Source organism: Amycolatopsis minnesotensis, from assembly GCF_039529815.1.
In the GTDB taxonomy this organism is placed as follows: domain Bacteria; phylum Actinomycetota; class Actinomycetes; order Mycobacteriales; family Pseudonocardiaceae; genus Amycolatopsis; species Amycolatopsis minnesotensis.
The window spans coordinates 1-23,174 of record NZ_BAAANN010000058.1 but is presented as its reverse complement, the minus strand read 5'-3'; the positions used below and the strand labels follow the sequence as shown (position 1 = coordinate 23,174).

At 70.2% G+C, this 23,174-nt stretch carries 21 protein-coding genes; 12 read left to right on the top strand and 9 right to left on the bottom strand.

The window, feature by feature from the left end:
• Positions 1–47 precede the first annotated feature (47 nt).
• Positions 48–1,571 carry an ArnT family glycosyltransferase gene (locus ABD256_RS40945; protein ID WP_344431250.1) on the bottom strand — a complete coding sequence of 508 codons (1,524 nt, stop codon included), beginning with the start codon at positions 1,569–1,571 and terminating at the stop codon, positions 48–50.
• Positions 1,572–1,808: 237 nt separating this feature from the next.
• On the bottom strand, positions 1,809–2,204 hold the full coding sequence (locus ABD256_RS40940) for a RidA family protein (protein ID WP_344431248.1): 396 nt from the start codon (positions 2,202–2,204) through the stop codon (positions 1,809–1,811).
• Positions 2,205–2,326: 122 nt separating this feature from the next.
• Between ABD256_RS40940 and ABD256_RS40935 the strand changes: the two genes are divergently transcribed.
• From ABD256_RS40935 to ABD256_RS40925, 3 genes are all read left to right on the top strand, one after another.
• Positions 2,327–3,262, top strand: a complete 936-nt coding sequence (locus tag ABD256_RS40935) for a LysR family transcriptional regulator (protein ID WP_344431246.1) — start codon at positions 2,327–2,329, stop codon at positions 3,260–3,262.
• A gap of 145 nt (positions 3,263–3,407) precedes the next feature.
• Positions 3,408–4,004 (top strand): hypothetical protein, encoded by a 597-nt coding sequence (locus ABD256_RS40930; RefSeq protein ID WP_344431244.1) that lies wholly within the window; start codon positions 3,408–3,410, stop codon positions 4,002–4,004.
• Complete coding sequence (locus tag ABD256_RS40925; protein WP_344431242.1) at positions 4,004–4,381, top strand: hypothetical protein; 378 nt, start codon at positions 4,004–4,006, stop codon at positions 4,379–4,381. Before ABD256_RS40930 ends, ABD256_RS40925 begins: the two co-directional genes overlap by 1 nt.
• Positions 4,382–4,469: 88 nt before the next feature.
• Here the strand turns inward: ABD256_RS40925 and ABD256_RS40920 are convergent, their stop codons facing one another.
• Entirely contained in the window at positions 4,470–4,859 is a 390-nt protein-coding gene (locus ABD256_RS40920) for a hypothetical protein (RefSeq protein WP_344431240.1), read from the bottom strand.
• 1,012 nt (positions 4,860–5,871) lie between these two features.
• On the opposite strand from ABD256_RS40920, the gene ABD256_RS40915 reads away from it, so the two are divergent.
• The gene (locus ABD256_RS40915; RefSeq protein WP_344431238.1) at positions 5,872–7,041 is read left to right on the top strand and encodes a hypothetical protein; all 1,170 of its coding nucleotides are present in this window, start codon (positions 5,872–5,874) and stop codon (positions 7,039–7,041) included.
• Positions 7,042–7,501: 460 nt separating this feature from the next.
• On the top strand, positions 7,502–7,624 hold the full coding sequence (locus ABD256_RS40910) for a hypothetical protein (RefSeq protein WP_344431236.1): 123 nt from the start codon (positions 7,502–7,504) through the stop codon (positions 7,622–7,624).
• A 340-nt stretch (positions 7,625–7,964) separates the two neighbouring features.
• Here the strand turns inward: ABD256_RS40910 and ABD256_RS40905 are convergent, their stop codons facing one another.
• The 4 genes from ABD256_RS40905 to ABD256_RS40890 all read right to left on the bottom strand — a co-directional run bounded on the left by ABD256_RS40905 (position 7,965) and on the right by ABD256_RS40890 (position 13,187).
• Entirely contained in the window at positions 7,965–9,188 is a 1,224-nt protein-coding gene (locus tag ABD256_RS40905; RefSeq protein ID WP_344431234.1) for an FAD-dependent monooxygenase, read from the bottom strand.
• Positions 9,185–10,579 (bottom strand): MFS transporter, encoded by a 1,395-nt coding sequence (locus tag ABD256_RS40900; RefSeq protein WP_344431232.1) that lies wholly within the window; start codon positions 10,577–10,579, stop codon positions 9,185–9,187. Before ABD256_RS40900 ends, ABD256_RS40905 begins: the two co-directional genes overlap by 4 nt.
• 690 nt (positions 10,580–11,269) lie before the next feature.
• Positions 11,270–12,436 (bottom strand): glycosyltransferase, encoded by a 1,167-nt coding sequence (locus ABD256_RS40895; protein WP_344431230.1) that lies wholly within the window; start codon positions 12,434–12,436, stop codon positions 11,270–11,272.
• Between the two features lies 1 nt (position 12,437).
• Positions 12,438–13,187: an FkbM family methyltransferase gene (locus tag ABD256_RS40890; RefSeq protein WP_344431227.1), complete on the bottom strand. Its 750-nt coding sequence runs from the start codon at positions 13,185–13,187 to the stop codon at positions 12,438–12,440.
• A 295-nt stretch (positions 13,188–13,482) separates the two neighbouring features.
• Here ABD256_RS40890 and ABD256_RS40885 point away from each other — a divergent pair, with 295 nt between their 5' ends.
• From ABD256_RS40885 to ABD256_RS40865, 5 genes are read left to right on the top strand one after another with little or no spacing between them, the layout of a single operon-like run.
• A complete protein-coding gene (locus tag ABD256_RS40885) occupies positions 13,483–14,472 on the top strand; it encodes an aminotransferase class I/II-fold pyridoxal phosphate-dependent enzyme (RefSeq protein WP_344431225.1) in 990 nt (329 codons plus the stop codon).
• The gene (locus tag ABD256_RS40880) at positions 14,469–15,464 is read left to right on the top strand and encodes a polyprenyl synthetase family protein (protein ID WP_344431224.1); all 996 of its coding nucleotides are present in this window, start codon (positions 14,469–14,471) and stop codon (positions 15,462–15,464) included. The genes ABD256_RS40885 and ABD256_RS40880 overlap by 4 nt, the downstream gene beginning before the upstream one ends.
• Before the next feature lie 2 nt (positions 15,465–15,466).
• On the top strand, positions 15,467–16,447 hold the full coding sequence (locus tag ABD256_RS40875) for a UbiA family prenyltransferase (protein WP_344431222.1): 981 nt from the start codon (positions 15,467–15,469) through the stop codon (positions 16,445–16,447).
• Complete coding sequence (locus ABD256_RS40870) at positions 16,444–18,111, top strand: prenyltransferase/squalene oxidase repeat-containing protein (protein WP_344431220.1); 1,668 nt, start codon at positions 16,444–16,446, stop codon at positions 18,109–18,111. Before ABD256_RS40875 ends, ABD256_RS40870 begins: the two co-directional genes overlap by 4 nt.
• On the top strand, positions 18,108–19,313 hold the full coding sequence (locus ABD256_RS40865) for an FAD-dependent oxidoreductase (RefSeq protein WP_344431218.1): 1,206 nt from the start codon (positions 18,108–18,110) through the stop codon (positions 19,311–19,313). Before ABD256_RS40870 ends, ABD256_RS40865 begins: the two co-directional genes overlap by 4 nt.
• Positions 19,314–19,327: 14 nt before the next feature.
• Here the strand turns inward: ABD256_RS40865 and ABD256_RS40860 are convergent, their stop codons facing one another.
• Positions 19,328–20,317 carry a methyltransferase gene (locus ABD256_RS40860; protein WP_344431216.1) on the bottom strand — a complete coding sequence of 330 codons (990 nt, stop codon included), beginning with the start codon at positions 20,315–20,317 and terminating at the stop codon, positions 19,328–19,330.
• 143 nt (positions 20,318–20,460) lie between these two features.
• Here ABD256_RS40860 and ABD256_RS40855 point away from each other — a divergent pair, with 143 nt between their 5' ends.
• Entirely contained in the window at positions 20,461–21,294 is an 834-nt protein-coding gene (locus ABD256_RS40855; protein ID WP_344431214.1) for a TauD/TfdA dioxygenase family protein, read from the top strand.
• A gap of 41 nt (positions 21,295–21,335) precedes the next feature.
• Here the strand turns inward: ABD256_RS40855 and ABD256_RS40850 are convergent, their stop codons facing one another.
• Positions 21,336–22,562 (bottom strand): MFS transporter, encoded by a 1,227-nt coding sequence (locus tag ABD256_RS40850; protein ID WP_344431212.1) that lies wholly within the window; start codon positions 22,560–22,562, stop codon positions 21,336–21,338.
• Between the two features lie 80 nt (positions 22,563–22,642).
• Between ABD256_RS40850 and ABD256_RS40845 the strand changes: the two genes are divergently transcribed.
• Positions 22,643–23,014 carry a MerR family transcriptional regulator gene (locus ABD256_RS40845; RefSeq protein WP_344431211.1) on the top strand — a complete coding sequence of 124 codons (372 nt, stop codon included), beginning with the start codon at positions 22,643–22,645 and terminating at the stop codon, positions 23,012–23,014.
• The last annotated feature ends 160 nt before the right edge of the window (positions 23,015–23,174 follow it).

Sequence of the window (23,174 nt, the reverse complement as noted above, 5' to 3'; positions counted from 1 at the left end):
GCGCGGAAAAACGCCCTCCGGCCGCTGGGGCCGGAGGGCGTTCGCGTTCAGGCGGGGCGAAGCTGGCGCAGGCCGTCCCAGATCTGGTCCATCGGGCGGTTCCGCCCGCTGAGCAGGGTGAACTGCAGTGGCCCGTTCACCACGGGGATGCCGTGCGGGTTGTCGTAACCGCCGATCGGCTCACTCGTGGTGAACGCGGCGCGGAGGCTTTCCGGTACCGGGCCGACGAACAGCACGGAACGCGTGTCCGGCGATGGCGTGCCGAGGAACCAGTAGCCGCGGCTGCCGCTGTACACGGGCTGGGTGAACCGGCCGTTCCGGTAGCGTTCGAGCGCGGCGGCCTGTGGGTAGAACCCGGTGATGATCGCGGTGTCCGGCGCCAGCCGGGAGGATATCACCGCCACCCCGTCGGCGAGTTCCGGCCAGCCCGTCGTACCCGGTTTGGTGAGGAACTGGTCGGTGGGGGAGACGGTGTCCTTCGGCAGCACGGGCAGCGCGGCAACGATCGCGAACACGGCCGAGAGGACCAGTACCGGCTTGCTGAACGTCCACCGCCACCACTTGGCGGGCGCCGCCGCGGTGACGGCGACCGCGGAGATCGCCCACAGCGGCGCGAAAACCTCCGCGGCGTAGTACGGACGACCCGCCGTGACGGTGAACGCGAGCAGGACCAGTACGGGCGCGATCCCGAGGAAGCGGTAGGGGCGGTACTCGGCGCGGCGCAGGGCCGCGACGACCCCGTAGACCGCCAGCGCCGCGCCGCTGAGGGCACCCGCCCAGAACAGCGCCAGCGGCAGGAACATCGCCCTGCCCCCGTTTCCGCCGTTCTCCGCGGTGATCACGCTGGTCATCGCGAACTGCGGCCAGCCGTTGGCGGCCTGCCACACCAGGGACGGCACGGCGGAGGCGGCGGCGAGCGCCAGCCCGCCCCACAGCAGCGGGCGGGTCAGCGGTTTGCGCGGCCCGAAGACCAGCAGCGCCAGCACGATGGCCACCCACAGGATCGGCACGAGGTACTTGATCTGCAGCGAGATCGCGGTCAGGACGGCGGCGCCGAGCAGCAGCCGGTCGCGGCGCCAGCCGGTCAGGCTCGCGCGGTCGTACCGGATCCACCGCACCAGGAGCAGGACCGTACCGGTCCACAGTGGCGCGTCGAGCGTCGAAGTCGCCAGCAGGTGCCCGGCGAACAGCGTGCCGAACGATCCCGCGTGCACCGCGGCCGCGAGTGTCTGCGCCCGCCGTCCGCCACCGAGTTCACGGGCGAGCGCGGCCGTCAGTACGGTGCCGGCCGCGGTGGCGATCAGTGCGGGCACGCGCAGCACCGCGACCGAACCCGGGGCGACGGTATCCATCAGGTGCGCCAAGGCCGGCGCCAGCCAGGGCTGATCGGCGTAACCCCAGGAGAAGTGGTCGCCTGCGACGAGGAAGTAGAGCTCGTCGACGAAGTAGCCGTACTGACCGCTCACCGCGACGAGCACGACGGCCAGTGCCGCGGTGATCGCCAGCACCGGTCGCCACGCGATCGGGGTCAGGGATGCCGCGGGCTCCGGTGCGGGCGAGTCCGAACGCATCGGAGCGGTGTCCGGCGGAGTTGCTTCTGACGCTGTTGCCATGAGTTCCCCAGAAGTGCCAAGTGTGAGTGCCGCGAGAGCCGTCGAGGGCGGAATTCCGCGGCCCGAGGCGCCCGTACAGTACCGAAACGGCCCGTCTGCCAACTGCTGCTGGCCAGGCCGCCCACCGTCGGCGCCGGATGAACACCCGGCGCCGACGGTGGGCTGAGGGAAACGGCAACGCCGCCGAACGACCTGTCAGCGGGCGGCGACGACCTCGATCTCGATCAGCGCGCCGGGGATGGCCAGCCGGGAGATCTCGACGGTCGTGCTCGTCGGCGGGGTGCCGGTGAAGTACTTCGACCGGACGGCGACGTAATCGCCCACCGCGTCCATGTCGGTGAGGAACGTCCGGATGTTGACGACGTTGTCGAACGTCGCGCCGTGCGCTTTGAGGATCTCACCGATTGTCCCGAGTACGAACTCCGCCTGCTCGGCCATGCTCCCGTCGCCGACGAGCCTGCCCGCCGTGTCGACCGCGAGCTGCCCGGCGACGAACAGCAGGGTCCCGTCCCCGACGGCCAGCCGGCCCACGTGGGAATACGTGCCGACGGGCGCCGGTACGGTCGCGGGGTTGTCAAAGGTGATCTGCACGAACAGCTCCTATCGCTGCGATCGAATGTCCTCGATTCGGCTCTGCGGCAAGGCTATGGCGCCACGAGGCCATGCGACCAGCGAAGATCTCGCAGGGTTAGCATGCGAGTTACGCATGAGTGATGGGGGTCGCGATGGACACCGCCTGGCTGGAGGTCTTCCGCGAGGTCGCGCGGCGCGGGTCGTTCACCGCTGCGGCGAAGGCCATGGGCTACACGCAGTCCGCCATCTCGCGGCAGGTCTCCTCGCTGGAGAGCGCGACCGATGCGCTGCTGTTCGACCGGCTGCCGCGCGGCGTGCGCCTCACCGCCGAAGGCCACTGCCTGCTCGGCCACGCGGAGGCCGTACTCGACCGGCTCGGCACCGCGCGAACCGATCTCGCCGCCCTTCGCGACCTGGTCGGTGGACGACTGCGGATCGGTGCGTTTCCCACTGCCGACGCCGCACTGGTCCCGCGGGCGATCGCCGCCTTCCAGCACGCCCACGCCAAAGTCGCGCTGTCGCTGGTCGAAGGTCTGACGCCGAACCAGCTCGCCCAGCTGCACAGTGGCGACATCGATCTGGCGGTGGTGAGCACCGCGCCGTCCCGGCCGTTCGACACCGCGAGCCTCGACCTGCACCACCTGCTCGACGACACGATGTTCGTCGCACTGCCGCCGACCCATCCGCTGGTCGGCCATGGCGTGCTGCGGCTTGCCCAGCTCGCCGAGGAACGCTGGGTCGCCGGCCGCGGCCGAGTGGACGACACCTTGCTCGCCGCCAGCATGCGCGCCGGCTTCCGGCCGCGGATCGAGCTGATCGCTGCCGAGTGGATCGCCAAGCAGGGCCTGGTCGCGGCCGGGCTGGGCATCACGCTCGTTCCGTCGCTGGCGGTGGACGCGACCCGGCCGGACATCGCGCTCGCTCCGCTGCACCGGGATGACGTACCGGCTCGTGCCGTGTACGCCGCCACGCTGGGCGGTCTGACCAAACCGCCCGCGGGCACCGCGTTCCTCGAGTTTCTCGACGCCGCGGCCGCGGAAGTCGCCGACGAGATCGCCAGCCGGGCGAACAACTGACCGGCAACGGCCTCAGGTGGCGGTATCCGTTCCGCCACCTGGTCGAAGTGTGCGATACCTCGCGCCCCAAGGGTTTCCGGTAACCACGGGCAGGGAAGCCCGCACCTGACGGGGGTGCAGCTCGATACGATTCGAGGAGAGTGCGATGCCCACGTGGCTCGTCATCGTCATAGTCGTGATCGCGATCGTCGTGGTCGGCGCGGTCGCCTGGCTGGTCCGCCAGGAGGCCCAGCGGAAGCGGTTGCGGGAGAAGTTCGGCCCGGAGTACGAGCGGACCGTCGAGACCCACGAAAACCCCCGTGCCGCGGAGCGCGAGCTCGCGGCACGGGAGAAGCGCCACGCGGAGCTGGACATCCGCCCGCTTTCCCCGTCGGCCCGTGAGCGCTACACCCAGCAGTGGGCGCTGATCCAGGAGCAGTTCGTGGACCGCCCGTCCGGCGCGGTCGACGAGGCCGACCGGGTGCTCGTCGCCCTGATGGCCGAGCGCGGCTATCCCACCGAGGATTTCGACCAGCAGGTCGCCGACCTTTCGGTAAAGCATTCCCGAACGCTCGAGCACTACCGCACGGCACACGGCGCAAAACTCGCGCACGAACGCACCGAGGCGTCCACGGAGCAACTGCGGGACGCGATGGTGCACTACCGCACCGTTTTCGAGGATCTGCTCACCGACAAGGCCGACCGTGACGAGCACGACCGCAACGGCAGGCAAAACCGCGGCACCGCGAATGGTGGTAACTGATGGAACCCCGCACAGGCGGCACCGGAGAACAGGGATTGGGCACCGAGGACCTGCTCTCCGCCGAACCCGGTGAGCCCGAGCGGGTGCCCGCCGCGGACGCCGCGGGAGACGGCCCGCAGTTGTTCGCGGAGCAGGAAATCGGCAGGTTCCGCGAAGACTGGCAATCCGTGCAGATCAGGTTCGTGGACGATCCGCAGCGCGCCGTGCGCGAAGCCGACGAACTGGTCGCCGCCGTGATCCGGTCGCTCGCCAGTACCTTCGCCGAGCACAAGACCGAGCTGGAATCCCAGTGGAGCCAAGGAGAAGCGGCGACCGAAGACCTGCGGCTCGCGTTCCGCCAGTACCGCGCGTTCTTCAACCAGCTCCTCGACACCTGACGCGGTCTTTCGCTCCCGGGCCGGGTCGGGTGTGCCATTGGTCGTACCAGTGGCACCCCCGACCCGTCTTCGCACCTGGCGGTCACCCTCAGAACTGAGGTCCCCTGGTGAACACCGCGTCGACCAACCGCAACGCCGCCATCAGGACCGCGGACAGGCACACCAGCACGGCACCCACGGCGCCGGCCAGCATGATCAGGGACAGTGCGAGCCCGACAGCCAGCAGGAGCGCGATGGCGCGACGCACGGGCCGGTGGTTCACGCCGAAGAGCAACCGCTCGACGAGCTGCAGCCAGGGCGGCGTGGCGTGCGCGCGATGACGGCCCCGGTGGTCGTGGCACGCCGGGCGGGCCGGTTCTCGGCGAGGCGTGTACCGCAGGTACGAAGCCGACGGTGGGCGAGGAGCCGGGATGATCGGTCTCCGGTCCGGCAGGGGCTCGTCTCGAGGGCGGACGGTGGTCGGTTGTAGTCTCGGCACGTTCGTTTCCTCGATTCTCTGGACAGGGGATCGACACGGGGCACGAACCTCCGCGGCTCCCGGGTGCACGCCCGGGAGCCGCTTTGCGCACGGCCGGGGGCTTCTGCCCGGCCATGAAGCCATTTCTAACGAAGCTCGCTGTCCACGGCGAGACGATCCGCGGTCGACGGCCGGATGATTCTGCTATCGGTCGGAGGTGTCCGGCGAGCGGCAGCTGGAGTCGTGGTGGGTATCGCCCGGCCGAATCCGAACCGCCCTCACTCTTGGGGCGGATGCCGAGCCGCTTGGAGCCCTTGCGCGGTGACACAGAACCGAAATGCGCAACCTTGATGCCGCCATTCCGGTGAAGTAGTCGTGGTGCGGTCGCTCGAATGCCCCGTGGCCGTGCCGACTCGCGTGCGAGTGCAAGTGCAGCTGCCCGTGACGCGCGCATCGACGTCGTTCGGCGCCGTCGCGCGACCGCTGGCCGTGCTCGACCGGTGTTCGGTAAGCGCCGCCATGCCCGTCCAAGGCTTGCGGGCGGTCTCCGGCAGGAGATGTCAGGTGCGTCGGCACGTGCGCCTGCGTCGCCCCGCCCTTTCTCCCTTTTCGACATTCTCGTTTTGCGAACCCGGGAATGTGCTCAGCGAAAGGTGAGATCCCTTCCGTGTCCGGCGGCTACAGCGCCAAGCGCAGGTCTCACCGCGGGTCTGAAGCGACCCCTCGGTGTCACTGCGCGCAGACATTCTCGACAGATTTGTCGGAATACTGCTCCGCCGTTGCTCCGTCCGGGAATGGGTATTGCTCCATACGGGTGCTTGTTGCTACGGATGGTGCGGTTTCGCAAACATCGGAGTGCGGTGACTAGTGGTTACCAATCACAATCGGTACGTTACGGCAACATGTTCGGGGCTGGCTTGGGGAGGAAGGGCTTGGTCCCGTTCTTTGCAGCCAGGGGTGCTGCCGGTGTCGCGCTGCGGGCGGGCCACCGGGACCGGGAGCACCCGGGAATCGATGGGAACGAACAACACCGATGACCACACCGCATCCCTGGGGGCCGCCGGCCAGGCAGGCAGGCCGGCGCTCGATCACCACTGGTTCACGAGCACAGGGCCGGACCGCCCTGAGCGGCCTGCGCACCACCGAGGACTTCAGCCAGGCCGGGTTGTCGCTGCCCAGCCGCGCGCTGATCCTGTACCTGCTCGTGGTCCTGGTCGACGAGCAGGAGAAGCTCACCGGCGCCTATCTGGCGTTGCTCGGCAGATTCTCCGGCCGGGACGGGCACTGGACGCACGGACTGGATCTGCCCACCCTGCGCAAGCGGTGTGGCAAGTTCCTCGGCAAGTCCGCTGAACGCGCGCCGACCTGGGACAAGATCGAGGATCTGGTGCGCACCTGGCAGGCGCCGGGCACGGCCGAGGCCACGCTTGCCGACGCCGCGGGCGTGTTCTGCCGCGTACACGGCACTACTCGCCCGCACAGCGACTACTCCGGTCCGATCCGCGTCCCGGTCTGGGCGGACTCGCGGGTCGTCACCGTCGATATGATCCGGCACGCCCTGACTCAGTCTCGGTCCGACGTCCCGGCCCCGCGCGGCGTCGAGGAAACCCCAGTGGCCGTTCCGGACCCACCGGCGGGCGAGGGCGGTCGTTCCGGTGGTGATCCGGTCGCGCGAGCCACGATTCCCGCCCCGGCCGGCCCGCCACCGGCCGAGTGCGCCCGGCCAGTTCCTCGCCCGGCGCTGGCCGAACCCACCGAGCTACGGGGATGGCGAAGGCTCGGCGAACCGTACCAAGCGCCCACGCCGCCCCCTGCCGGGCCGACGGGTGTTCCGCTCGTGGTCACCGAGGACCACGTCCCGGACGCGGGCCGGTTCACCGGCCAGCTCGACGTGCTACCCGCGGACGAGGACCCCGCCAAACTGCGCACGGTGCTGCACAGCACGATCGCGGCCTTCCGCACGATCAACTACCGGTTGGAACAAACCGAGGAGCGCTACGCCCGAATTCAGGAAGAAGTGTGGGAGCACCGGCAGCAGCGGTGGCAGCGTGCCGCGGATGTCCGGCAGCTGATGAACTATTCGATAGTGCTCCTCAAGCGATTGCACCCGAATACCCCCGACGAGGTCATCGGCGAGCTCTTCCAGGCCGAAACCGGATTCCACGTAGGGTTCGTCATGCGCAAGATCGACCAGAGCGGCTGACGGGGACTATTACACTCTCCTCGCTGTATTCGCAGGTCACCGCGGCCTTGAACGGTATCGGGGACTAACCGGAACCAAGGGCGACTTTGGGAGATATAACCCGCCAGGAAACCGTTCATCTCATGAAATCGACCGATCGGCTATGCGACATACGGGGACTCGCTGGCCCTCCTCGACACTTCGGTCAAGGCCGGTCCTGACCAGGGCCGGATGGACACGGAACGCGGCGACCAGCGGCGTTCTGGATCTTGCGGGAGGAGGCGAGTCCCATCCAGCACCGCCTCCCATTCCCTCTCCCGAGCGCGCTCGCGGTTCGCGGCGGCCGAAGACACCGTTGACGCTCCTTCCACGCGGTCCATGAACGGCCCGGGCCCCGACCTGGGCTCCACGTAGTTGCCCCCGCAACCCGTGGAACAGCCGGACCACGCGCGTGGTCCGCGACCGCGAAAGGAGTCACGTCATGGCGAAACACCGCCGACAAGAAGGGCCGAACAGGATGGGGTGTGCGGTTCTCGCGCTCGCCGCACCTGCCCTCATCCTGCTGGCCAGCTACGCCCGCGAGGCGCTGAACCTCTTGGGCTGACGGTCTGCCAGGACCGTTTCACCACTGGCGGGGTCCGGCCTCCTGGCCGGGCCCCGCTCTCCTTTTGTCCCCCTGCGGTATCCCGAGGACACGCCGTATTACACGCCATCGCGGACGGCAAGTAAACCCCGACACTCCCCGCTGCGGACGGCCGGTCCACAGTAGAAGGTCCGAAGAACCTTTGTCGACGGGCCAGGTGCTGCGCCCACGCCGTTCGCCGAACGAACCCGCTCCCGTGGCGCTGCTATGGCGAGTGCCACAAGGGCGTGCCTGAATCCCTGGACACCTACGACTCCGCCATCGGCGATCTGATCCGCGATCTCCGTTGACCGGGTTCCGGTCACGGCACCGGGGCGAATTCGGGCAGGGCGAGGGCGGAGTGGGCCGGTCGTGCGGTCGCGGCGGGCATGGTGACGAGGCCGCGCAGCAGGGCATTGCGTTGCTCCAGTGCCCGCGCCGTGGTGGGGAAGAGGGTGGCGGCGCCGGTGCCGACCAGTGCCTGGTTCACGGTCACGAACTCGCGGGCGTCGCGTTCGTAGGCGGCGAAGGCCGCGGTGTGATCTCGGTTCGTGGCCAGGGCGTTGGCGAGCACGTAGGCACCGGCCAGCGCGAGGCTCGAACCTTGCCCGGTCAGGAACGAGGGTGCGTATGCGGCGTCGCCGACCAGCGCGACGCGGCCGGTGGACCAGTGGGGCATGTGGATCTGGCCCGCCGTGTCGAAGAACAGGTCGTCCGCGTCGTCCATGGCGTCGACGATGGTCTGGACCTCCCAGCCCGCGCCCGCGAAGGTCCTGGCGACCAGGTCCCGCTGGGCACCGGGCTTCCGGAGTGCGTCCGACGGCGGTTCCGGCCGGTGGAAGTTCAGGAAGGCGTGCAGCTCGTCGTTGTCCCCGACGGCGTAGAGGGCCGCGGCCTTGCCGGGGGTGTTCCACATCATGAGCTCGCGGGAGAGCCCGAAGGTGTTGGGCATGGTGAAGATGGCGAAGCAGTAGCCGAGGTAGCGGTGGAACTGCCCTTCGGGGCCGAACGAGGACTCCCTGGTGCGCGAGTGCATCCCGTCGGCGCCGACCACCAGGTCGAACGCGCGCTGGTGTCCACTGTGGAAGGTGACGTCGACCCGGTGCCCGGCCTGGCAGAGGGTGTCGATGGAGTCGTTGAACAGGAACTCGACGTCGTCGCGGACGATCGCGTAGAGGATCGTGGCCAGATCGCCGCGGCGCACCTCGAGATCGTGCCCCTCGGCACGGCCATCAGCCGCGTGCGCGTCGACGGCGGCGACTTCGCTCCCGTCGGCGTCGAGGAAGGTGAAGCGACGGGAGTCGACGTGCGCGTCCCGCAGTTGCGGCAGTATCCCCATCCGCCGAACCACTTCCACCGCGGTACCGCGGATGTCGATCGGGTAGCCGCCATCGCGCAGTGCGCTTGACTTCTCCACCACGGTGACCGCGAATCCGGACCGGTGCAGCCAGTACGCCAGCGCGGGGCCGGAGATACTGGCCCAGGAGATCAGAACCCTGCGCTTCGCGGTCGTGCTCATACCCGTCGACCGACCGGTGGATGTCATGCCTGGACCTCTTTCTTCGTGATGCGGACGACGAGAAGGGACAACGCGGCGACGAGACCGGCGATGGCGAAACCCGTGACGAAGGCGGATTCGCTCGGCAGGTTCGACACCGGATCGGCCCCAGCGGCGGCGATCGCACCGCCGACCTGGACGCCCAGCGCGACGCCGATCACCCGCGTCACCACGAGCAGGCCGGTGGCGATGCCGATGTCCTCGGTCTCGACGGCGGTGGCCGTGCCGGCCAGCAATGCCGTGGTACCGATGCCGGCGGCGAACGCGGTCAGCACCTTCGCGACGACGAGCTGCCATGCCGCGGTATGCAGCGACGCGAGTGCGATCATCGTGGCCGCCGTGACGACGGCGCCCGTGACGATCACGGCACGCGGGCCGAAACGCCGCGCCGCGACCCCGCCGACCGAATCGCTGACCGCCCCGGCGATGGCGCCGGGTACCAGGAGCAGTCCGATGTCGGTGGTGCCGAGCCCGAAGCCGTACCCGTCGGCCGAGACCGTGAAAAGCTGCGGCAGCAGGAAGAGCACCATCCCGAAACCGGTGGCGATGACGAAGGTGAGCACGCACGAGCTCCACATCGCGGGCTTGGCCAGCATGCGCAGATCGACCATCGGCGAGGCCGCCCGGCGCTCGACGACGACCCATCCGGTCGCGAGGGCGACCACGACCACCGCGATGGCACCGATCGCGAGCGGGGGCAGGGCGGCGCTCGTCACCGTCACGAGCCCGAGCATGAACGCGAGCAACGTGCCGCTCAGCAGAAGCACGCCGGGCCAGTCGATCCTGCTGTCCGACCGGAGCGGCGGATCGTGCGGCATCAGGCGGGTCACGGCCAGCGTCGCCGCGATGATCGCGATCGTCGGCAGCGCGAACATCCCGTGCCACGACAGGCTTTCCGCGATCGGCCCGGCAACTGCCGTTCCGACGATGCCGCCGCCGGTGAACAGCGCGACGACCAGCCCGATCGCCACCTGCGACTCACCGGCCGGGAGGTGTTTGCGCACCAGGATGAAGGAGAGGGGCAGCGCGCCGACCATGACACCCTGCAGCACCTGACCGAGCAGCAGCACCGGCAGGTTGGGCGCCACGCTTGCCACCAGGCCACCGGCCGAGACCAGCGTCATCAGCCGGACCAGTACCGCCTTCCCGCCGTAGCGGTCACCGAGTTTGCCCGCGACGGGCGCGAGGACCGCGCCGGTGATCAGCAGGGTGTTGGCGACCAGGGCCCCTTCGGCAGGGCTGATCCCCAGTTCACGTTGCAGCAGTGGGATCGCGGGCTCCACCACCGATTGCAGGGTGCCGAGTGCGAGCGCCAAGATGCCGAGGGCGCCGATCGAAAGTCTCCCGATGCGGACGGGGGAAACCACAGCTCCGGACATGGACGTCCTTTTCGTCGTTGGGTGCGGGAGGTCGCTGCCGGGGCGAGGTTCCGGTGCTCCGGTAGCGGTCAGCGTCCTGCTACTAAGCCTGGCTCGGGTGGAGGGGCGCGGAAAATCCCGGTTACCCCCGGACGCCGGCTGGTGCCTGCCCCACCATTGTCTTTTGGTGCCGCAATGGCGCCGGTGACAATCCGCCGAATGGCGCATTCGGAAATCCGCCGCGACTCGGTGCGGTCGCACAGGTGCGCGTTAGGACAGGAGATGGGCGTCCTTCGGGCAATCGCGTTGACCGTCCATTGGTGACGTTGGATGGTGGGAGTCCGAGTTCCGCTCCAGTGGATGCTCCGCTGGGCGTCGAACTTCCCGCCGAGTCCACCAAGGAGCATGCCGAATGACCGGCTGGCGCGCCAGCGCCAGGTCAACCGATTCGAATGCGTTGAAAGGGCCGAAGCAGGAAAAGGCTTCGGCGGCAGGAACCTGGTTGGCTATGGGTGCCGGGAAGGCCGGGTGTTCGTTCATTCCAGCCACTTGAACCCAACCGGATGAGGGAAGGCGGACGCCATGCGCCTGGTCGCCGTGATTCGGGGGGTTCGATATCGGACGTCGACATCTTTGCTCGCGCTTCGCGGGGTGGGGAATGGTGAAGGCGAGAACCGGGAACGAGCGACCCGGCCGGGGCCACCAGCCCGGTCACCGGGCCAGGTCCGCTGCCAGCGCGTCGAGATCGGGGCAGGCCTGCGCTTGGCGTGCCATTCCGTCCGCTCGACGCTGGTACCCGTCGTCCGCGACTACTTCGGCGCAGACCTCGGCGAGGGTCTCCGCGGACAGGCCGTCGAGGTCGAGACGGCGACCGAGTCCCAGCTCGGCGACGGTCGCCGCGTTGTAGGGCTGGTCGGAGAACAGCGGCAGCACGACCATCGGCGTCGCGGTCCGGATGGCCTCGGCCACGCCGCCGAACCCGCCGTGCGACAGGAGCAGCGCGGCGGATTCGAGCAGCACGCGCTGCGGGGTGAAGGCCATCAGCCGGACGTTCGGTGGTCGCGGACCCGTCCACGCGGCGGGATCGCTGCCGAGCCCGACCACCGCCGAGCAGGGCACCCTGCCCAGCGCGGTGACCATCAGCTCGAGCAGGTGCGTGCTCTCCGGCAGCACGGTGGCCGCGACGCTGCCGAGCCCGGCGACGACGAGCGGGCGGCCGGGTGCCGGTGCGCACACGGGTGCGCTCTCCGGCGGATCCAGCCGGTAGCACCGCACGGGAGGCAACTCGGCGGTGTACCAGCGTGGCGGCACGAAACCGGCGACCAGGCAGCGATGCGGGTGCCAGGGATCGCGCACCGGTGCCAGGCCGAGGTGTTCGCGCTCGCCGTTGAGCGCGTCCAGCACCGCGGTGAGGTTGAGCGCCGATCCGGGTGCGATGTCGAGCACCGCATGGCGGATGCCGAGCCGTTCGGCGGCGAGGTACCCGCCGAATTCGTTGCACTCCCGGACGATCAGGTCGGGACGCCAGGTGGCGCACCGCTCGATCAGGTCACGGGCGAACACCCCGGCGAGCGACCCGGCGAACGCCGAGGTCAGCGGGCCGGCGTCGGTCCTTGCCCTGGCCGCGCGCGAGCGGCCTTCGGGATCGTCCGGCATGCCGGGGCTGGCGGCCACCGCGGGCTCGGCCATCAATTCGGCCAAGGTCCGCACGTTCGGCAGCGGCAGGTGCGCGACCCCGGCCCGGGCCAGCTCGTCCGCCATCGCGTTCGCGGTCGCCACGGCCACCTGGTGCCCGGCCCGCGCCAGCGCCTTCGCGACAGGCACCACCACCGGGACGAGATGGGAGTAGAACGGCATGCAGGTGAGAACGACGCGCATGTCAGGCCCGCCGCGCGGTGACCAGGCCGGTGCCGATTTCCCGCAGCGGCCCGTCGGGAACGCGGACGGTCGTGCCGAACCCCTTGCGCTCGAGCAGTTCGCGCACCGCGTCGAGCTGATCGGTCTCCACCGCGAGCTGCCGGATCCGTGGCCAGTCGCGGTCGCGTATCCCGGCGAGCACGTCCAGTTCCGCGCCCTCGACGTCCACCTTGACCAGGTCGATCCGCCGCGGGCAGCCGACGGCGTCGAGCACGTCGGACAGCGGCTCGACCCGCACTCGCACCGGTCTGCCGCCTGCCAGCAGGCGTGCGGCGGCCGGGTAGCGTTCGCGGGTGCGCGCCTTCGACTCCGGGTGCCGCGTCGAGTTGCCGGGCAGCCCGGGGTAGTAGGTGAACGTCGCAACGTCTTCCTTCATCGCACCGAGCGCCAGTTCCAGCGCGGTCACGTCGGCGTGGCCGTAGTGCGCCAAATTGGCCAGCAGCGCGGTGAAAGTGGCAGGCATCGGCTCCAGCGCGTACACCGTCGCAAGTGGCCGGGCGGCCTTTGCCGCCAGGCTGAACAGCCCGACATTCGCGCCCGCGTCCACCACCACCGGGCGCGAAGGCAACGTCACCCCGGCGCCGAGATAGCAGTTGTCCAGGAATATCTCCTGGTGCAGAAAACGGATCTCGCTGCCGTCATCCGAATCGTTCGCCGGGACGTAGCACCCGAATTCGTCGGACAGCTGGACGTATCTGATCTGCGCGGCCACGGTTCGAGCACACTACCGGACCCGCTCGCTGACTACTCCGTATGAATGGCTTGACAGGTAACGGAAAGGTGGTGATCGACTGCGGGCGGCCGCATCGTAGACAACGGTCGCGGCGCTGTCCATCCGACGGTTCCTGATCCTCTCGTTTCGGTGGCGAGGTGTAGGAAAAACATTAGTCCTCCCCGGGGTGATGACAAATCAGGACAACGATGATCGTCCCCTTGACAGCGAACGGTGACGCGGCGGAGCCTGACGGACGCTGTTCGGCCGACAACCCCGAGAGGGTCGGGTGCAAATGATTCCGATCATTCATCAGCTGTCCCTGAACGAGAATCATTCGCCGGCGCTGCCCGGCGTCCGCGAGGCGATCGAAAGCGCGGCGGACCGGGTGCACCTGACCTTGGACGCGCTCGCGGCGGAGTTGAGCGCCGAGATCGCGCGCGATCTCGGCGTCGATCCGGCCATGGTGGTCGCGGGTGCCGGATCGGGCGCGCTGCTGCAGCAGTTCCTCAGCGCGCATTCCGGGCCGGGCACCGCGGTGGTGCACGCGTGGCCGTCGTTCGAGCTGTACCCGGTGCTGATCCGGAACGCCGGGGCGGCGCCGGTCGCGGTTCCGCCGAAGGGCCACCTCCAGGACCTGGACGCGCTGGCCGCCGCGGTGACCGGCGAGACGCGGGTGGTGCTGCTGTGCAACCCGAACAACCCCACCGGCGAGGTGCTCGACGGCCCGAGACTGGCGCGGATGCTCGACGCGCTGCCGCCGGACGTGCTGGTGCTGATCGACGAGGCGTACCGCGAGTTCGCCGAGCCGGGTGCCGTCGCCGACGGCATCGCGCTGCTCGGCGATCCGAGGGTCGCCGTGGTCCGGACCTTTTCGAAGTCCCACGGCCTGCTCGGCCTGCGTGTCGGCTATCTGGTCGCGAACGAACGGGTGGCGGCGGCCCTGCGGCCGACGACGCCCTTCTTCCGGGTGCCGACCGTGGCGCAGGCTGCCGCGCTCGCGGCGCTGCGCGCGCCCGACCGGATGCGCGCGCAGTGCGCTGCGGTGGCCGCCGAACGCGACCGGGTGCGGGCCGGGCTGGTCGAACTCGGCTGGGACGTGCCGCCGAGCGGCGGAAACTTCCTGTGGCTGCGGCTCGGCGGGAGAAACCAGTCCTTTGTGGACCATCTGGCGGCGAACGGGGTGGCCGTGCGCGAAATCGCGGGAGCGGGCGTCCGGGTGAGCACCGGCACCCCGGAGGCGAATGACCTGGTACTCGCCCTGGCGAAGGAGTTCGCCGCATGACCGCCATCCAGGACGTGATCGGCGCGCCCGCGGTGGACGATCTCCGCCGCGCGATGTCCGAGCGGTGGCGCGGAAACGGGCACCGCGTCGACGAGATCGCGCGCTACGCCCTGCTTTCACCGGGGAAGCTGCTGCGGCCGCTGCTGCTGGTCACGGCGACCGAGGCGGTCGGCGGCTCGCGGGAGCGAGTGCTGCCGGCCGCGCTGGCGGTGGAGTACCTGCACGTGGCGTCGCTGATCCATGACGACATCATCGACGGGGACGACCTGCGCCGCGGCCGCCCCGCGGTGCACGCGGCCTTCGGCACTCCGGACGCCATCGTCACCGGCGACGCGCTGATGTTCACCGTGTTCTCGGCGGTGGCCGAATGCGCGTCACTCGGCGTGCCGGAGTCCGCCGTGCTCGAAGCGGTGCGGGTGCTGGCCCGCGCGGGGGAGGACCTGTGCCGCGGGCAGGTGCAGGAAGCCATGCTGGACACCGAAGCGCTGGCCGCCGGAGCCGATCACTGCCTGGACGCCTATCTGGAGATGGCCGCGCTGAAGACCGGCGCGCTGTTCCGGGGCGCGTGCCGGGCGGGCGCGCTGCTCGGTGGCGGCGGCCCGGCCGAGGTCTCCGCGATCACCGGGTTCGCCGAGCACGCCGGGCTGGCCTTCCAGATGCACGACGACCTGCTGCCCTTCCTCGCCGACTCCGCGGTCACCGGCAAACCGGGCAGCAGTGACGCGGCGAACCTGCGGTTGACCTTCCCGGTGCTGCTGGCGCACCGCGAAGGCGCTCGCGTCGACCGGGTGCTGCGGGGCGCCGCGCCGCCAGGGGAGACCTTCGCCGCGTTGCGGGAGGCGGTCACCGCGACCGGTGCGGTGGAACTGGCCCGCGCGCGTGCCGTGGAGGAAGCCGAGCTGGCCGTCGCCGAACTCGGCGCGCTGCCCCGGACCGAGGCGGCCGCCCTGCTCGGGGTGATCGCCGAGGTGGCCGTCCGGCGGGACCGCTAGCCGTGGCCGGGCGATGGCGCCGCGCGCTGGTGGCGCACGTGCAGACCTGGCGGCCGTACACGCTGTGCCACCCGGCCCTGCTCGGGCTCGCCGGTGCGGCGGCGGCCGGTGACGCGGCCGCACCGCTCTCCGCGCTCGTGCCCGCGCTCGGGTGGCTGTCCGGGCACTACCTCGGCGACTACTTCGACCGGGGGCTCGACGCCATCGGCAAGCCGCACCGCCCGATCCCGTCCGGGCGCCTGTCCGCCGAGGCCGCGTTGGCGGGCGGGCTGGTGTGCGCGGTCGCCTCTGCCGCGCTCGCGGCGCTGCTGAACTGGCGCGTGCTGCCGGTCGTCGCGATCGCGCTGCTCGGGATCGTCGGGTACAGCAAGATCTTCAAGAAGCGCGGTGTGGCGGGCAACCTGGTCCGCGGGGCGCTCAGCGCGCTCGCCGTGGTGATCGGCGCGATGCTGGTGGTACCGGCGCCGCCATGGGCGGTGCTGCCCGTGGCGCTCGGTTTCCTCGTCCACGACACCGCGTCCAACCTGGTCGGGACCGTGCGCGACGTCGACGGCGACCGGACGGGCGGGTACCGCTCGGTGCCCGTGCGGCGTGGCGTCCGGCACGCGGGACGGCTGGCCGCCGGTCTCTACACCGGTGGCGTGCTGCTGATCGCGGCCGCGGGCCCCCTCGCCGCCAACCCGCTCGCGCACCTGGCGTTGACCGCGCTCGCCGCGCTGGCCGGCACCGCCGCCTTTGTGCCGTTGCTGCGCCGGGGGGCGACGATCGGCCGCACCACGGCGCTGCGCTCGCACGAGGTCCTGGTCGGGGAGCGGCTCGTGCTCGCCGCCGCCGTGGTCGCGGGCACCACCGGCGTGGCTCCCGCGCTCGCCGTGCTCGCCCCGATGCTCGTGTTTTCCCTGGCCGCACAGGCGGTCATGCGCACCGGCCACGAAATCCCGCCCGCCCCGTCCCTGTCGCGACGAAAGGACACCATCGCATGACCACCCTGCGCACCGGTGAAGACGCCACCCTCTCCGACGCGATCGACGCCGGGGCCGAGGCGTTGTTCTCCGTGCAACGCCCGGACGGCGTGTTCGACTACGGCCGTGACGCGCTGACCTCGACCCTCGGCACCGTCGGCGCGGTGGCCGCCCTGCATTTCGCGGACCCGGTGGGCGCGGCCGATCTCATCCGCCGCGGCGTGGCGTGGCTCGTGCGGACCCAGGCCGGTGACGGCGGTTGGGCCATGGTGCCCGGCGAGGATTCCGAGGCTGGTCCCACCGCGGTCGCGACGGCGACCCTGCACCTGATCGGCGATTCCGCGGAAGAGGTCCGAAAAGGACAGAGCTGGCTCGACGGCTACGGTGGCCTGGAGGCGATCCCGCATGCCGAGGTCGTCGCGTGGTGCCGCCAGTTCTACGGTTTCGCGGGCTGGCTCGACCCCCGTGAGATGCGGCGCTTCCCGTTGGAACTGGCGCTCCTGCCCGGGCTGTATCGGCGGTTGTTCGACCTGCGCGCGCCGATGGTGTCCGCGCTCGGGCTCGCCCAGACCCGGCACAAACCCATCGGCAGGGTGCATCGCGCGTTGTCCCGGCTGGCCGAGCCGAACGCGATCGCGGTCATCAGGGAGGTCTACGAGCACGAGGGCGGCACGGGTGGCTGGTGCGAGGACGCCTGGGTGACCGGACTGATCTGCGCCGGGCTGGCCCGCGCCGGGGTGGCGCCCGACATGGTCGCCGGCGCGGTCGGGTGGTTCCGCGAGAACGCCAACGAGGACGGGTCGTGGAACAGCGGCCCGCTGGACCTGACGTGGTCGATGTACGCCGCGGGCGGCCTGCTCGAATCCGGTTACGCCGGGGATCCGCGGCTCGGCCGGACCAAGGACCTGTTCCTGCGCCTGCAACAGGACCGCCCGTTCACCGCGTTCGGCTGCCCGCCGGGGTTCTGGGGCTGGTCGGGGACCAGCGGCGGCTGGCCCGCCACGCTGGAGACCGGTGAGATCGTCTCCGCGCTGTGCCATCTGCCGGGCCAGGACCAGGCGGAAAGCGTGCGCCGCGGGGTCACCTGGCTGACGCTGCAGCAGGACACGCGCGGTTCGTGGGGGCTGTGCGTGCGGAACACGAAGGTCGCCAACAGCGGCCCCTGCCCGCACATGACCGCGCAGGCCCTCGACGGGCTACTGGATTCCGGCGTACCCGCCGACGACCGGCGCGTGCGGCGCGGCCTTCGATGGCTCGCTTCCGCGCAGCGGCCCGACGGCAGCTTCGAGTCGGTCTGGTACCGGATGCACACCGCGGGCACCGCGGCCGCGGTGCAGACCTTCGCCAAGGCAGGGCAGGCAGACCTGCCCGCGGCCCGGCGCGCACGCGAGTGGCTGGAAAGCACGCGACGGGAGGACGGTTCGTCCGGCACCGGTGACCCGGCGGACGAAAGCACGGTCGAAGAAACGGCGTGGGCGGTCAGCGCGCTGCTCGCGGCCGGGGCCGGGGCCGATTCGGTGCGGCCCGGTGTCGAATGGCTGCTCGCCCGGCGCGATCCCGGCGGCGGGTGGCCCTCGGCACGGGTCAACGAATACGTCCGGCACGTCTCGCGGTACGCCAATCCCGCGTTGGCGAACGGATTGGCGTTGCGGGCGCTGGCGCGCTACCGGGCGGCGATCCGATGAGGACGGACGTGGTGGTGTGCGGCGCCGGGGTCGGCGGGCTCGCGGCGGCCTGCGCACTGGGCGGTCTCGGCCGGAACGTGGTGCTGCTGGACAAGCTGGACGCGCCGAAACCGGTCGCGAAAGGAGAGGTGTTCCAGCCGGGCGCGCTGCGGATCCTGCGGGACTGGGGAGTGGCGGAGCGGCTGGAGGCGGCAGGCGCACTGCGGCTCGGCGAACTGGTGGCGCGAACCGCTTCCGGCGCGCCGCAGATGGCACTGGACTACGGCACGCTCCCGGTGCCGGACTCGTGGCTGCTCGCACACGACTACCCGGCGATCCTCGCCGCCTTCACCGCTTCGCTTCCCTCCACTGTGGACGTCCGAAGGGGAGTGCGGGTCGACGGGCTGGTTCGCGACGGTGACCGGGTGCGCGGAGTCCGGCTGGCGGACGGATCGACGATCGAAGCCGCGCTCGTCGTCGCCGCGGACGGCATCTCGTCACGGCTGCGCAAGGAAGCCGGGATCCCGGTCGAGCGGGTGGAGTACCCGCACCGGCTGGTCGCACTGGAACTCTTCGAGGCCCCCGCGGTCGAACCGGACTTCTCCGCCTACGTCACCGAACGCGGTTTGCGGCTGCGCTACCCGCTGCCCGGCGGGCGCGTCCGCCTGTACGCGCAGATCCGGCCCGAGGAACTGCGCGGCGGCGCCACCGCGGACTGGGGTGCCCGGCTGGTGGCGGACACCCCGGCGCTGGCTCCGCTCGCCGAATCGATCGAGGCGAACCTGCACCGGCGCCAGGTACTGCCGGTTTCCCGGTTCCTGGCACCGAAACTGAGCCTGCCGGGGCTGGCGCTGGTCGGCGAGTCCGGCCACGCGGTGCACCCGATGGCCGCGCAGGGCATGAACAGCGCGATCGCCGACGCCCACTGCCTCGCCGAGGTGGACGGCGACCTGGCGGAGTACGACCGGCTCCGTCGCGCCGATCTGGCGCAGATCGGCCGCACCAGCCACAACGCCGCGCGCATGATCACGGACCTGTCCTGGGCGGGGCGCACGATCGGGCGCCGCGCACTCCGGCACACCGGCGCCAACGACCGGTTGCGGTATACCGTCATGCACAACATGTCCGGGCTGGGCGCGCATCCGCTGACGCCGCTGGACCGGCTGCACCAGATCGGGGTGTTGCCGGACCCGAGGGCCCGGCGACTCCCCGCGTGGGCGTGACGGTGCCGCCCGGCTCAGCCCGCGCCGCAGTCGATCAGCACCAGCCCGCCCTGCCAGGTCCGCTCGGTGCGCACGGCGAGCCCCGCCGCCGCGGCGAGCCCCCGGAAGTCCTCAATGGACCGTTCGCGCCCGCCGAGCAGGGTGAGCGACTGCAGGTCGAACGAGGCGTTGTTCTTCGCGTGCTCCTCGCCCGCGAGCACCTCGACGATCAACACGGTGCCCGCGGCCTCGCGGCACCGGCGGAGGATGCGCACGGCGTCTTCGTCACCCCAGTCGGTCAGCACCCGCGAAACCACCAGTACGTCGTAGCCGGCCGGCAGCGGGTCGAAGAAGCTGCCGCCGACGAACTCGGCCCGTTCGGACAGCCCGGCGTCGGCCAGTGCCTGCTTGGCCTCCGGCTCGACCGGCGGCAGGTCGAGCACGGCGCCGCGCAGGTGCGGGTGCTGCGCCAGCACTTCGGAGAGCAGCGCGCCGATCCCGCCGCCGACGTCGAGGACCCGGCTCGCGGCCGCCCAGTCGTACCCCGTCGCCACCGCGGGACCGGTCTGCCACGCGTGTGCGGCCATGATCCCGCCGAAGAACAGCCGGAGCCGCTCGTCGCGCTGGTAGTCCTGCCAGAACGGCATCCCGTGGACGAGGCCGTATGCGGATTCGCCGGTGCGCACCGAATGCGCCATGCCGGAGTAGGCCAGGTCCATCTTCGCGCCGGGCCCGTCGAGATCGAGCCAGCCGCGCTGCCAGCGGTGGTCCTCGCCGAGCACCTGCCGGGACACCTCGGTCAGTGCGTAGGTGTGCGGAGCCGTCTCGGCGAACAGGCCGACGGTCACCAGGTGGCGCATGAGCCTCGCCAGCGAGTCCGGATCCGCCCCGGACGCCTCGGCGAGCTCGTCGAGCCCGCTGGTGCCGCCGTCGACCAGCTGCGGCAGGCGAAGGGTGATCGCGGTGCGCACGGCGAACGGGGTGGCCAGGTCGACGAGCCTGGCCAGTTCGGTGGCGGGGTCCATCCAGGTCCTCCAGTGGGCAGGGCGCCGCCGGACGCGGCGCTCGGGAGCTTCCGGATTCGAGAATGACATCGCGCGGCGAATTCGGCAAACAATTCGTTCTTTCGCCAAAACTGTGGTCCAGCATGCCTGAAAGGTGAGAAGAAATGACCGATTTCGAGGTTGTCCCGGTCTCCGGAGCGCTCGGTGCCGAAGTGCGCGGAGTTTCGCTCGGTGAATTGTCCGACGCCGGTTTCGCCGCCGTGCGGGAGCTGCTGCTGGAGCACCTGGTGCTGTTCTTCCCGGACGCCGCCGGTCTCGCCCCCGAGGCGCACAAGGCGTTCGGTCGCCGGTTCGGCGAGCTGGAGGTGCATCCCTTCCTGCCCAAGCTGCCGGAGCACGAGGAACTGGTGGTGCTCGACTCCGACCAGGGTGCGAAGGCGGACGTGTGGCACACCGACGTCACCTTCAGCCAGACGCCGCCGATCGCGTCCGTGCTGCAGATAGTGCAATGCCCTCCCGCGGGCGGCGACACGATGTGGAGCAACCAGTACGCCGCATACGAAGCCGTTTCCGCGCCACTCCGGGAACTGCTCGACAGCCTTTCCGCGATCCACGTCTTCGAGCACCCGAACGGTTCCTTCCGCAGCGAGGCCGAACACCCCGTGGTGCGCACCCACCCGGAAACCGGCCGCCGCTCGCTGTACGTGAACCGGATGTTCACGCGGCGCATTCCGCAACTCGCGCCGGGGGAGAGCGACGCGCTGCTGAACCACCTGTTCGCCCTGTCCGAGAGCCCGCAGCGGGTGTGCCGGTACCGGTGGGTGCCGGGCGCGGTCGCGGTGTGGGACAACCGCGCGACCCAGCACTACGCGGTGAACGACTACACGGGCCGCCGGGTCGGACAGCGGGTCACCGTGCTCGGCGACAAACCGGAAGGCTCCGCACCGCGCTGGCCGCACCACGAAGGCGCCGCCCTCAGCGCCGCGACCAGCCGCTGACGTCGCGGGGCGGGGCCGTCTGGTGGACAGGGTGCCTGGTGTCACGCGTCCGTTCTGGAGGAGGTCTCGCGTTCGAACGTGCGGCTGGTGAATCCGTGTCGACGTGCGCCGATGACGAGAGCGAGCGTCGGGAGCAGGAGCGCGAGCGTGATCCAGCTCAGGGAGGGGGATCCCAGTACGTGGAGGGTGATACCGCCGATGACCCCGCTTGCGGCGATCCCGGTGTTCCAGCATGTGGTGAGGAGTGCTTGTGCGACGTCGCCCGCTGGGCCGGCGGCGTCAGCGATCGCGGTTTGCAGCAGGGTTGAGGCGCCGCCGAACGCGAGCCCCCACAGGGCTGCACTGGCGTACACGAGAGCAGGGGTGCCAGAGAAGACGCTCAGGACGAGAGCCGCTGTGGCCAGGAGCGCGCAGGCCGAGATCATGAGCATGCGCAGGTGCCGGTCGATGAGCACGCCGGTGAGCCAGATACTCACGAGCGACACCAGGCCGAAGGTAAGCAGCACCGAATCGACCTGACCCGCCATGCCGAGCGGGGCCAGGAGCGGGGCGACATAGGTGAAGAGGGTGTTGTGAGCTAACACGAACGTCAACGTCACGACGAGGATCGGGGCGACTCCGGGCGTGCGGAACGTGTGGACCAGCGGCAGTCGTGCGCCCTTGGATTGGCCGGGGAAGTTCGGAACGGTCGCAATCACCCATACGATCAGTGCGAGAGTCACCAGTGTGATGATCCCGAAAGCGAATCGCCATTCGACGACCTTGGCGAGGAACGCAGCCGCGGGGACCCCGACGGACAGTGCGACGGTTGCGCCCGCCATCGCGATGGCCATGGCTTTGCCGCGCTGGTGCGCGGGAACCATCCGTCGGGCGTAACCGGCGAGGAGCGCCCAGAGCAAGCCGCCGACGATGCCGCCGAGGAACCGGGCGGTCAGGGTGAGTGCGAGGCTGTCGGAGAAGGCGGTGATCGTGTTGGCGACCGCGAACCCGGAAATCGCGAACAGCAGCAGGCGCTTGCGTCGCCAGCCGATCGTCGCTCTCGTGAGAGGAACCGCCGCGAGAATCGCCCCGATCGCGAAGACCGTCACGCTCTGCCCCGCAGCGGCCTCGCTCACTCCCAGGTCGCGGCTCATCTGCGACAGCATCCCGGCGGGCATCGTCTCCGTCAGGAGCGTGATGAACCCCGTGGCAGCCAGAGCCAGCAGACCTGCGAGCGGGAACCGTGCCTCAGCGGCGGAAGGGGATGGTGACGTAGCCGTTCGTGTCATACTCCTATCATCGATGTGTGACATTGATGTGAGGGTCAAGCCCGGCCGCGTCGCGGCCCGGACACGAAACGGGTGTGGGGATGAAGATCGGTGAGCTCTCCCAGCGCACGAACACGCCGGTGCGGATGCTCCGCTACTACGAGGAACAGGGGCTGATCCACTCCGAACGGCTCCCCAACGGGTACCGGAACTACGAGGACTACGTTGTCGACCGGGTGTGGCAAGTTCGCGGCCTGCTCGATGTCGGCCTGCCAACGCGGATCATCAAGCAGATCCTTCCCTGCCTGGACAGTTCGCGGGCGATACACCTGCCATACGTCACCCCGGACATGATCGCGACACTCGAACACGAACGCGACCGCATGGCGGAGAAGATCGAATGCCTCACGAAAAACCACCGAGCCATCAACGACTACCTCGAAGCCGTGAGCCACGAAATCCGAGCTTCCTGACAGAGGTCGCTCTACCTCTCACTCAGGGCCCAGTCAAAACCACCAACGTGACCCATGGTCGCTCTTAGAGCGTGTCTCATTTGGTGAGTTTCTTGTAGCAGGTAAGCGTGGCGGCGAGGGTGAGGAAGGCGCAAAAGTGGTTGGCGTAGCGGTCATAGCG